Origin of the sequence: Microbacterium sp. (assembly GCF_035556355.1) — a bacterium.
In the GTDB taxonomy this organism is placed as follows: domain Bacteria; phylum Actinomycetota; class Actinomycetes; order Actinomycetales; family Microbacteriaceae; genus Microbacterium.
Window position 1 is genome coordinate 60,891 of sequence record NZ_DATMFG010000021.1, and the last position, 10,615, is coordinate 71,505.

Here is a 10,615-nt window from a genome sequence, read left to right on the forward strand (position 1 = left end):
AGCAGGTCGGCCGCGACATGAGCCGCGAACTCGACATCACCGTCGTGCGCGACGCGCTGGCGCGCGTGTATGCGGACGCGCGCGTTCCGATCGGCGCGGTCGCCGCCGTTTCGCATCGCGGAGCGGCGCCGGCCACGGTCGTGCTCGGCACCCGCACCACCGACGGCGCGCCGATCGACGAGTCGGCCATCTTCCAGATCGCCTCGATGACCAAGCCGGTGACGACGGTGGTCGCGCTCCAGCTCATCGAGGAGGGTCGGCTCAGCCTGAACGCGCCGATCGCGGAGTGGATCCCCGAGCTCACCCGCCGACAGGTGCTCGCCGTCGACGCGGAGGCCACCCGCGCCGCCCACCGCGAGATCACGGTGGAGGACCTGCTCACCCAGCGCTCCGGCATCCCCTACGCGCACGACGCGACCGGTGAGGTGCGTCGTCGCATGGAGAGCGAACTCGGCCCGCCGCTGGGCGGTCCGCACGATCCGGACGAGTGGGTCGGTCGGTTGCGGCGGATACCGCAGTCGTTCGATCCCGGTGCGAGATTCCAGTACGGGCTCTCGACGGACATCCTCGGCGTGCTCATCCGGCGAGCGCTCGGAAGAGGGCTCGGCGAGGTCATGGCGGAGAGGGTCTTCGGACCACTGGGAATGCGCGACACGGGATTCCGGGTGCGCCCGCAAGACCTGCCGCGGCTCGCGCGCATGTACCGCGCGACCCCGGATGGCCCGGTCGACGTGAGCGTCGTCGTCTCGGAACCCCCTGTGTTCGAGTCGGGGGGCGGCGGGCTGTACTCGACGGTCGGCGACTATCTGCGCTTCCTCGGCATGCTGCGCGGCAGCGGGGCGATCGACGGCGTGCGGCTGCTCTCGCCGGAGTCCGTCGCGGCGATCGCGACGAACCGCCTCACCCCCGCGCAGCGCGCGCTGCCGGCGCTCGGCGCGGACGAGTACTTCGCGACCCACGGCTTCGGTTACGGCGTGGCCGTGCTGCTCGAGCCGGAGTCGCTGCCCACGCGATTCCGACCCGGACGAGGGTCGTACGGCTGGTCGGGCGGCTTCGGGACGTGGTGGCTCATCGACCCCGAGAACGACCTCCAGCTCGTGCTCATGGCGCAGTTCGAGACGGCGACCTCGCCGTTCGTCTCGACGGGAGTCGACGGTGGACGCCTTGGCCACTTCCGGCGCCGAGACGTGATCGCGTTCTGCGAGGCCGTCTACCGGCAGATCGACACCGAACCCTGAACCCGACCCCCCATCGAAGGAGGATTCCATGAAGGTCTTCTCAGCACTCGCCCGCTCCCTCGCCGTCGACCACGGGGTCACGACCGTATTCGGACTCCTCGGTGCGGGGACGATGATGATCGTCGACGACCTCGTGAACCGCCACGGCGGCCGCTGCATCCGGATGGTCCGCGAGGACGGCGCCGTGCTGGGAGCCCTCGGATACCAGCATTCAACCGGTCGCCTCGGCGTCGCCGCCGTCGGTGCCGGCCCCGCCCTCACCAACGCGTTCACCGCCCTCGTCGAGGCGGCGCGGAATCACAGCCCTCTGCTCGTCATCGCCGATGACCGGTTCGAGATGCACGGGAACGTGCAGGGCATCGACCAGGCATCCGTCGTCGCGCCGACGGGAGCCGCGTACCTCGAGGTGCGCAGCCCGGAGACGGCCGTCGAGGACCTGGCCCGTGCGGTGCGACTCGCGTTCGCCGAGCAGCGGCCGGTCGTCCTCGACCTCCCGGTGTCGATCGCGATGTCCGACGCCCCCGATGCCGCGCCCGACCTCACGGCGGAGGAACCGGTCGCACCCGCTCTCGTGCCCGCCGAGATCGACGCCGCAGCCACGCTCATCGAGCACTCGGAGAGGCCGCTCGTCCTGGCGGGGTGGGGCGCCTATCTGGCGGGCGCGCGCGGCGAGCTCGATCGCCTCGCCGAGCGGCTCGGTGCACCCGTCGCCACGACGATGAAGGCGAAGAGCTTCTTCTCGGGCTCGCCGGCGAGCATCGGGACGTTCGGCGGGTTCTCCTCGCCGCACGCGAAGTCGGTGATCCGCGACGCCGACCTGATCATCGCGTTCGGAGCCGGCCTCAACGAGTGGACGGGCGACCATGGCGCCCTCCTCGAGGGCAAGGCGGTCATCCAAGTCGATCGCGAGCGCGAGCACATCGGTCTCACGTACCCCGCGACCCTCGCTGTCATCGGCGACGCCCGAGACGTCGCCGTCGCCGTCGATGCCGAGCTGGACCGGCGCGGTGCGCCGCGTCGGGAGCAGTGGTCCGCCCCCGCCGCATCCGCCCCTTCTCCGACCTCTCCGGGGACGGTCGAGCTCCACGCGTTCACGCGCTGGCTCGAAGAGGCGAAGCCGGATGCCGCGAACGTCGTCACCGACGGCGGACGCTACGTCATCGCGCCCATGCAGCACCTGACGGTCGAGGATCCGCGGCACTGGCTCGCGCCGATCGGCGGCTTCGGGTCGATCGGCCTTGCGCTGGGCGCGTCGATCGGGGTCGCCGTCGCGCGACCGGCGGCGCCCACGGTCCTCGTCATCGGCGACGGCGCATTCATGATGTCGCACTACGAGCTGCACACCGCCGTGCGGAACTCGCTCGATCTCATCGTCGTCGTGATGAACGATCGCTCCTACAGCTCCGAGTACCACCTCTATCTGGCGTCGGACAGCGCGGACGCGCAGCTGGCGCTCGACCTGACGACGTTCGACTGGCCCGATTTCGGCGACATGGCACGGGCCCTAGGGTTCGACGCCGTGACGGTGACGTCGATGGACGACCTCCCGGCGGTGGAGGCGGCGATGACGGACCGCGCCCGGCCGCTCCTCATCGACGTGCGCCTCGACCCTCGCGCGATCGTCGGCTTCCACGACGCATCCGCGCCGCACTGACCGAGTAGCAGAGGCGTTCTAAACATGCAATCATTGCTAACTATTAACACTTCGACGGATTCGCAACAGGGCGGAGGGCAGATGCCGGACGAAGGCGATCGGCGTCCCACGTTCGGACTGTGGGTTCGCAGGCACGGCCTCGGCGTCGGGCTGCTCCTGGTCCTCGTGTACCTCGTCGTCTTCCCGCTCGCCCAGATCCAGATCCTCGCTCTCGAGGATGGCGGTCGCGCCTATCAAGAGGCCCTCGAGGTGCCCGGTATCGGGACCACTCTGGTGACGACAGCCCTCCTGGGCGTGGGCTCCCTCATCATCTCGGTGGTGCTCGGAACCGCACTCGCGTGGTTCGCGCAGCGCCTGCCGCGGCGCGCGGCGTGGCTCGCCGTCGTCCCCGTCCTGCCCGTCGTGCTGCCTGCCGTCGCCGTCGTCGTCGGATGGGCGTTCCTTCTCTCGCCGACCGTCGGGTACATCAACATCTTCCTGCGGGCGCTGCCGTTCGTCGATGTCGAGGTCCCCGCGGTCGGCATGCCGAGCGGTCCGCTGAACATCTACACCGTCCCCGGCATCATCTTCGTGACCGGCCTGCAGATGGTGCCGCTCATTTTCCTCTTCGTCCAGTCGAGCCTGCGGCAGCTCAACTTCGAGACGATCGAGTCCGCCTCCGTCGCGGGGGCGTCGCCGATGCGCGCGTTCTTCTCGGTCGTGATCCCGTCGTTGCGGCCGGCGCTCGTCTACTCGACGGCGTTCGCCCTGCTGCTCGGTCTCGGACAGCTCACCGCACCGCAGTTCCTCGGCGTGCGCGACGGCATCCGCGTGCTCGCGACGGAGGTGTACCGGTTCGGCGGTCAGGACCCCACCGACTTCCCGGTGGCCGCCGCCGTCGCGTCGCCGCTGCTGATCGCGGGCGTGGTCTTCATCATCGCCCAGCGGCTGCTGCTGAGAAGGGACTTCCGGTTCGTCAGCGTCGGGCTGAAGGGAGCCTCTCGTCCGATCAAGCCCTCACGGCTCGCCGTTCCGGTAATCGCGACGTACGGGATCTTCACGCTCGTCCTGCCGTTCGCGGCGATCATCTTCGTGTCGCTGCAAGTTTATTGGACCGGCATGGTCGACTTCGCGACCCTGACGTTCGACAACTACGTGAAGGCGTTCGAGACGACGGCGATCACGGATGCCCTGTGGACGAGCATCTGGACGTCGCTCGTCGCGATGGCGATCGCGCTTCCGCTCGGGTACCTCGTGGCCGAGCTGCTGTACCGGAGGCGGGGAAGCGGCGTGGTGCGTGCGATCGTCGACGTGCTCGTGCAGATCCCGCTCGGCATCCCGGCCGTGGTCTTCGGCGTGTCGTTCCTCTACACGTACCTCGGCAACCCGTTCCTGCTCTACGGCAACCCGATCCTCATCGTGCTCGTGTACATCGTGCTCGTGCTGCCGTTCTCGGTCCGCATGCAGCTGACTGCGCGCCTGGCGCTCGGTTCTGCTTTCGAGGATGCCGCCCGGGCCGCGGGCGCGAGCCCGCTACGTGCTCACGTCACAGTGCTCGTGCCGATGATGCGCGGCTCGCTTGCGGGCGCGAGCGTGCTGATGTTCGTGATCCTCACGCACGAGTTCGCGGCCTCGTTGTTCGTGCGCTCCACGACCACGCAGGTGCTGGGCACGCTGCTCTACCAGCAGTGGGTGTACGCGACCTATCCCATGGTCGCCGTGATGAGCATCATCATGTCCGCCGTGACGGCGGTGGGCTTGATCATCGCCGTGAGCGTCGGCGGGCGCACCGTGCTCGACAGGCTCTGAGAGGGGTGCGGCAATGGCGAGTGTGACGATCGACGGCCTGACCAAGGAGTACGGCGGGAATGTCGTGGTCGAGGGGCTTGACCTCGTGATCGACGACGGCGAGTTCCTCGTCCTCCTCGGGCCGAGCGGATGCGGCAAGACCACGACACTCCGTTGCATCGCGGGCCTCGAGACGCCCGACGGTGGAACGCTCCGGTTCGGCGAGCAGACCATCTTCGACGGCGCTGCGCGCGTCAACGTGCCGACGCACAAGCGGGACGTGGGCATGGTCTTCCAGTCGTACGCGCTGTGGCCGCACATGACTGTGCGCCAGAACGTCGCGTACCCGCTCAAGGTGCGCCGCGTGCGCCAAGGGCTGCGCGAGCACTGGCCGGACAAGGCGCTCGAGCTCGTGCGGTGCACGGAACTCGCCGATCGCTATCCCGGTCAGCTCAGCGGCGGGCAGCAGCAGCGTGTCGCGCTCGCGCGGGCTCGTCGCGCAGCCGGCTCTCGTGCTGATGGACGAGCCGCTCAGCAACCTCGACGCGAAGCTGCGGCACCAGGTCCGCACCGAGATCAAGGAGCTCCACCAGGAGCTCGGCTTCACCGCGGTGCTCGTCACCCACGACCAGGACGAGGCGCTCGCGCTCGGAGACCGTATCGCGATCATGCGGGACGGCCGGATCGAGCAGATCGCTACGCCGGAGCACCTGTTTCAGCGGCCCGCGACGGAGTACGTCGCCTCGTTCATCGGGCTTTCGAACCGCATCGAATGGACGCGCGACGGCATGGTGTGGCGTTCGGAGTCGGGGGCCGAGGCATCCGTCGACGTCCTCGGAGTAGCGGGCGCCGAGGGTGCGGTCTCGTGCGTGCTACCCGAGGACGTCCAGGTGCTGCGCGAAAGCAGGGCGGCGGGGCAGGGCGAGCTCGTCCTGCATGGCCGGCTCGTCACCGCGGAGTACGGCGGGCGTCACTCGGACGTCGTCGTCGACGTCAACGGCCAGCGCCTCCACGCGCGGGTCTTCGACGACCGGGCGCGCGGGCTCGAGCCCGGCGACGACATTGAAGTGGCGATCGACTTGCGGCGGCTGCGGTCGTTCGCGGCATCCGACGCACCGGCCGTGGCGGCGTAGCGCAGATTCGGCCCGCCACCCGTCGCGGCTCGCCCCAGGATCAGTGCGTGCGCGCGAGCTCCGGCGGCAGACGGCCGCCGATCGAATCGGTGACGCGGGCGCACACCGCGAGCAGGTCATCGCGGAGGGCTTCGACGCGCTCGAGCGAAGAGCTGCGTGGGATGCCGGAGATCGACAGCATGAGCACGGCCTGGGCGCGGGCGTCGAACACCGGTGCCATCACGGACTGGACGGAGCCGGCGGTCGCCTCATCGACGTCCTCCGGCGTGCTGTGCCGCTCGAGCGAAGCGACGAGCTCGGCTGCGTGCCGCACGAGCATCGGAGTCTGGCCGACCCTGCCGATCTGGCTGAGCGTCTCCCACAGGTCCTCCATCCGGTCGGAGTAGAACGCGGGGGTCCAGCCGTGCCGTCGTACCGCGTCGACCTCGATGTCGAGCCTCGCGCGCTCGGCATCCGTGAGCGGCACGGGGCTGCGGGCGTACCACGCGTCGATGCACTCCCGTCCGGCCCACGCGACGAACACGCGGCCCGCGGGCGGCGCGAACGGGAGGGCGGTGCCGATCCGCAGCGGCGCCGTCGCGCCGCTCGGCGAGGCGGATGCCACGAGGATGAAGCTCTCGGCGCTCGGGACGAGGGCGAGGACCTCGATGCCGCTGCGCTTCGCGAGCGCCGTCATCTCGTCGCGCGCGCGATCGGCGAGCACGAGGTGCTCGGCCAGCGCCGACTGAGCGCCCATGACGAGGGAGCCGAGCGAGAACGCCCCGTACCCGCCCTGGAAGAAGAGCAGCGGGAGTGTCGGGTTCTCGACCGCGAGGTCGGTCACGCGCCCGATGTAGATGTAGTGATCACCCGCCTCGTGGATCACGTCCGGCACGCAGTCGATCCATGCGACGACGTTCTCGAGGATCGGCGCGCCCGACGGGGCGGGGCGCCAGGAGGTGCCGGAGAACCTATCGGCTCCACGCGTCGCGAACGCCCGGCAGAGCGACTCCTGATCTGCCGCGAGCACGTTGACGCAGAACGAGGTCGCCTCGCGGATGCGGGGGAAGGTCGAGGAGGACCGATCGGCGAGGAACGCCACGAGCGGGGGATCGAGCGACACCGAGGTGAAGGATCCGACGACCATGCCGATCGGCTCGTCGCCTTCCATCGCGGTGACGACGCAAACGCCCGTCGGGAAGTGCCCGAGCACCGTTCTGAACTCGCGCTGCTGGATCTCAGGGAAAGACGCCGTTGTCATAGTGATATAGATTACACAGATTCGTTCCCGCGGCCCAGGTACGGGTGCGAACCGCGTCCCCGCCGGATGCCCCGCCGGGATGCTCGGCGTCAATCGCCGAGGATCGCGGTGACGTCGGCCTGCACGAGGACGCCCGCGTCGAGCTCGGCCTTCACGACGTGACGGGCGGGGCGCGACGACGGATCGGGGAACAGCTCGACCCACTCGCGGTTGAGCGAGGCCCGGTTGCGGTGGTCCACGAGCCACACGGTCATCTTCATGATGTCGTCGGTCGTGCCGCCGACCTCGGCCATGAGCGCGCGCACGTGGCGGAAGACGTTCGCGACCTGATCGTCGAGCGTCTCCGGCAGTTCGCCCGTCTCGGGGTCGCGGCCCGTCAATGCGCCGGAGAACACGAAGGGTCCCTTCCGGCTCGCGGCGGGAATCGGATTCCTGTGCTCGAAGCCGGGCAGGTCGACGGATTCACGAGGGGTCATGCGGATGCCTCGCCGTGCGCGGCCTCGGCGAACAGGGCGCGCATCCATTCGTGCTCGGGGTCGCGGTCGTGGACCGGATGCCACCACAGCGCGTTCTTGACGGGGGTGGCGTCGAACGGCGGCTCGTGCAGCACGACGTCGCCGGACGCCTCGATGATCGGCGCGAGACCCGCCTGGACGAGGCCCAGCCGATCCGTTCCCGCGACGAAGAGCGGGAGCGTGAGGAAGCTCTCCACGACCGCCGAGATGCGGGGTTCGATACCGAGGTGCTGCAACTGGCGGCTCGCCGACGTGAAGGCCGTGCGCGACTGGTAGGTGAACACCCACGGCGAGTCTGCGATGAGCTCCATCGTCACGCCGTCCGCCGCGCGCTCGTTGTCGGCCGACGCGACGATGAGCCAATCATCGCTGCGCAGATCGACGAAGGGCAGGTCCGTGAGGAAACCGTGGGGGATGAGGAGGCCGTCGACGTACCGCAGCCGCGTATCGATGTCGTCGATGATCGCGGGGCTGTGCAGCATGAACCGGAAGCGCACGCCCGGAGCCCGCTCCGCGGCGAGGCGGGAGGCGGCGCGGCCGATCGTGGCGAAGCTGTAGTCCGAGCCGTAGATCGAGAACTCGCGCGTGGAGTCCTCGGGCGACCAGTCGGCCTGTGCGTCGAACACCCGGCGCGCCGCCTCGAGTGCTGCGGAGGTGTACTCGGTGAGCCGGATCGCGAGCGGCGTCAGCTCGTACGCGTTGCCGCGGCGCGCGAGGATCGCGTCTCCGAAGTGCGTCCGCAGGCGGGCGAGCGACGCGCTGAGCGCAGGCTGGCTCAAGTGCAGTCGCTGCGCCGCGCGGGTCACGCTGCGTTCGGTGAGCAGCGCATCCAGGGCGACGAGCAGGTTGAGGTCGAGGCGGGACAGCGGAGGGTGGTCCGACACTTCGCTGCGCCTCCCTTCGCGGACGGTTCGGGTCGTCCCAGCATATAAACACCGATGATGGTCCACATCGTTGAATTCGGCTTCCCTGATGTGGACGGACGTCGGAGGCTGGACGCAGGGATCACACCCGAACGCTTGATGGAAGGGATCGAAGATGATCAAGCTGCTCTCGCACCTCTCTTACATCGCCGTCACGTCTCCGGACGTCGAGGCGTCGGTGAAGTTCTACGAGGAGCAGGTGGGCCTCACGGTCGCGGACCGCGTCGACGGCACGGTGTACATGCGCTGCTGGGGCGACTACTACGCGTACTCGCTCGTCATCGTGCCGGGCGATGAGCCATCGCTGCACACGATGGCCTGGCGCACGACGAGCGCCGAGGCGCTCGATGAGGCGGCGAAGCGCATCGAGGCCGCCGGCGTCCAGGGCGAATGGCTCGACGACGTGCACAAGATCGGCCGCGCGTACCGGTTCACGGGTCCCTTCGGCCACTCGATGACCCTGCACTGGGATGTCACGCGTCACCAGGCGGGCGGAGCGGAGGCCTCGATCTTCCCCGACCGTCCCGAGAAGCGGTCGAAGGTCGCCGGCGCTCCGCGCCAGCTCGACCACGTCACGGTCGCCGCGAGCGACGTCGACGAGTTCGTCAAGTGGTACGTCGACGTGCTCGGCTTCCGCTTCATGGCCCGGACGGTCCTGGACGAGGCTCCGATCTCCGTCTTCTCGGTGCTCACCACGAACGAGAAGTCGCACGACCTCGGCGTCGTCCGCGACGGCTCGACCCGCGCCGGACGCATCAACCACTACGCGTTCTGGGTCGACACGCGCGAGGAGCTGCTGATCGCCGCCGACACCCTCATGGAGAACGGCATCGCGATCGAGTACGGCCCGTCCATCCACGGCATCGGCGAGCAGAACTTCCTCTACTACCGTGAGCCATCGAGCCTGCGCATCGAGCTCAACACAGGCGGCTACCGCAACTACGTCCCCGACTGGGAGGCCAACACGTGGCGGCCGTCGCAGGGATCGAACAACATGTACCGCAACGGAGCGATGCCGATGTCGATGACGGAGTCGTTCCCCGCGGCCGACGGCCCGAGTGCGACGGAGGAGGGCGTGCCCGACGAGATCCGCGCGGCGCTGCTCAACCCGCACGCCAAGCACGGACAGGGCTGAGACCCGGACACATGGCGACCACGACACCCGCACCCTTCGCCCTCGTCCGCTTCCGCGACGGCGAAGCGATCCGCCTCGGGCTCGCGACGGGTGAGCGCGTGCGCGCGCTCACCCCCGACGAGCTCGGCGCGCCGACGCTCAACGACTTCCTCGCGGCGCCCGACTGGGATCGTCTCGCGTCGCTCGCCGAGCGCGACGGCGACTGGCATCCGCTCGCCGACGTCACGCTCACCGCTCCCGTCGAGCCGAGACAGGTGCTGCAGACGGGCGCGAACTACCGCCAGCACGTGATCGAGCTCGTCGTCGCCGGGCTCACGCAGGACTCCGACCGGACGCCGGAGGAAGCGCGCGAGTTCGCGGCGAAGCTCATGGACGACCGCAAGGCGAACGGCGAGCCGTACTTCTTCATCGGGCTGCCCGCGTGCGTCGTCGGCGACGACGTGCCGCTCGTGCTGCCCGCGTACAGCGACGTGCACGACTGGGAACTCGAGCTCGCCGTCGTGGTCGGGCGCGAGGCGTTCCGCGTCTCGCGCGAGGAGGCGCTCGACCACGTCGCCGGCTACACGATCGTCAACGACATCACGACGCGCGACCTCGTGTTCCGCAAGGACATGAAAGAGATCGGCACGGACTGGTATCGCGCGAAGAACGCCCCCGGCTTCCTGCCGACGGGTCCGTTCCTCGTGCCGGCGCCGTTCGTCGACGGCTCGGACCTCGAGGTGCGCCTCGAGCTCAACGGCGAGGTCATGCAGGACGCGTCGACGAGCGATCTCCTCTTCGACATCCCCGCGCTCATCTCGGGGGCGTCGCAGAACATGCCGCTGCTGCCGGGCGACCTGCTGCTGACGGGCTCGCCCGCGGGCAACGGACAGCATTGGAAGAGGTTCCTTCGCGACGGCGATGTCATGACGGGCACGATCGAAGGGCTCGGCACGCAGGTCGTGCGCTGCGTCGCCGAGAGGGAGTGACCTGCGCGCCACGGGGCGCGACGACGAGACGAAACGACACCA

The 10,615-nt window shown here is 69.3% G+C and carries 9 protein-coding genes and 1 pseudogene; 7 read left to right on the forward strand and 3 right to left on the reverse strand.

Translation table 11 applies throughout. From position 1 onward, the window contains the following. Positions 1-17: 17 nt before the first annotated feature. The 5 genes and pseudogenes from VNR19_RS04840 (at position 18) to VNR19_RS04855 (ending at position 5,792) form a co-directional block, all read left to right on the forward strand. Positions 18-1,238 carry a serine hydrolase domain-containing protein gene (locus VNR19_RS04840; RefSeq protein WP_325724451.1) on the forward strand — a complete coding sequence of 407 codons (1,221 nt, stop codon included), beginning with the start codon at positions 18-20 and terminating at the stop codon, positions 1,236-1,238. A gap of 28 nt (positions 1,239-1,266) precedes the next feature. Continuing rightward, positions 1,267-2,892 carry a thiamine pyrophosphate-binding protein gene (locus VNR19_RS04845; RefSeq protein ID WP_325724453.1) on the forward strand — a complete coding sequence of 542 codons (1,626 nt, stop codon included), beginning with the start codon at positions 1,267-1,269 and terminating at the stop codon, positions 2,890-2,892. Positions 2,893-2,973: 81 nt separating this feature from the next. Next, on the forward strand, positions 2,974-4,680 hold the full coding sequence (locus VNR19_RS04850; RefSeq protein WP_325724455.1) for an ABC transporter permease: 1,707 nt from the start codon (positions 2,974-2,976) through the stop codon (positions 4,678-4,680). Between the two features lie 13 nt (positions 4,681-4,693). Further along, a pseudogene (locus VNR19_RS17285) lies at positions 4,694-5,092 on the forward strand (ATP-binding cassette domain-containing protein); the annotation flags it as partial. Between the two features lie 40 nt (positions 5,093-5,132). Next, the gene (locus tag VNR19_RS04855) at positions 5,133-5,792 is read left to right on the forward strand and encodes an ABC transporter ATP-binding protein (RefSeq protein ID WP_325724457.1); all 660 of its coding nucleotides are present in this window, start codon (positions 5,133-5,135) and stop codon (positions 5,790-5,792) included. 40 nt (positions 5,793-5,832) lie between these two features. On the opposite strand, the gene VNR19_RS04860 is transcribed toward VNR19_RS04855, so the two are convergent. The 3 genes from VNR19_RS04860 to VNR19_RS04870 all read right to left on the reverse strand — a co-directional run bounded on the left by VNR19_RS04860 (position 5,833) and on the right by VNR19_RS04870 (position 8,431). Next, a complete protein-coding gene (locus VNR19_RS04860) occupies positions 5,833-7,032 on the reverse strand; it encodes a flavin reductase (RefSeq protein WP_325724459.1) in 1,200 nt (399 codons plus the stop codon). Positions 7,033-7,121: 89 nt separating this feature from the next. Further along, complete coding sequence (locus VNR19_RS04865; RefSeq protein WP_325724461.1) at positions 7,122-7,508, reverse strand: RidA family protein; 387 nt, start codon at positions 7,506-7,508, stop codon at positions 7,122-7,124. Further along, on the reverse strand, positions 7,505-8,431 hold the full coding sequence (locus VNR19_RS04870; RefSeq protein ID WP_325724463.1) for a LysR family transcriptional regulator: 927 nt from the start codon (positions 8,429-8,431) through the stop codon (positions 7,505-7,507). Before VNR19_RS04870 ends, VNR19_RS04865 begins: the two co-directional genes overlap by 4 nt. Positions 8,432-8,585: 154 nt before the next feature. Here VNR19_RS04870 and VNR19_RS04875 point away from each other — a divergent pair, with 154 nt between their 5' ends. Both VNR19_RS04875 and VNR19_RS04880 read left to right on the forward strand, forming a co-directional pair. Further along, complete coding sequence (locus tag VNR19_RS04875) at positions 8,586-9,605, forward strand: VOC family protein (RefSeq protein ID WP_325724465.1); 1,020 nt, start codon at positions 8,586-8,588, stop codon at positions 9,603-9,605. A gap of 11 nt (positions 9,606-9,616) precedes the next feature. Next, positions 9,617-10,573 carry a fumarylacetoacetate hydrolase family protein gene (locus tag VNR19_RS04880; RefSeq protein WP_325724467.1) on the forward strand — a complete coding sequence of 319 codons (957 nt, stop codon included), beginning with the start codon at positions 9,617-9,619 and terminating at the stop codon, positions 10,571-10,573. Positions 10,574-10,615 lie beyond the last annotated feature (42 nt).

What these genes read in the sequence shown, in the direction of transcription:
- VNR19_RS04840 (WP_325724451.1), top strand. Translation starts at nt 18, where the DNA reads ATGAGCCGCGAACTCGACATCACCGTCGTGCGCGACGCGCTGGCGCGC.
- VNR19_RS04845 (WP_325724453.1), top strand. Translation starts at nt 1,267, where the DNA reads ATGAAGGTCTTCTCAGCACTCGCCCGCTCCCTCGCCGTCGACCACGGG.
- VNR19_RS04850 (WP_325724455.1), top strand. Translation starts at nt 2,974, where the DNA reads ATGCCGGACGAAGGCGATCGGCGTCCCACGTTCGGACTGTGGGTTCGC.
- VNR19_RS04865 (WP_325724461.1), bottom strand. Translation starts at nt 7,508, where the DNA reads ATGACCCCTCGTGAATCCGTCGACCTGCCCGGCTTCGAGCACAGGAAT.
- VNR19_RS04875 (WP_325724465.1), top strand. Translation starts at nt 8,586, where the DNA reads ATGATCAAGCTGCTCTCGCACCTCTCTTACATCGCCGTCACGTCTCCG.
- VNR19_RS04880 (WP_325724467.1), top strand. Translation starts at nt 9,617, where the DNA reads ATGGCGACCACGACACCCGCACCCTTCGCCCTCGTCCGCTTCCGCGAC.
- VNR19_RS04860 (WP_325724459.1), bottom strand. Translation starts at nt 7,032, where the DNA reads ATGACAACGGCGTCTTTCCCTGAGATCCAGCAGCGCGAGTTCAGAACG.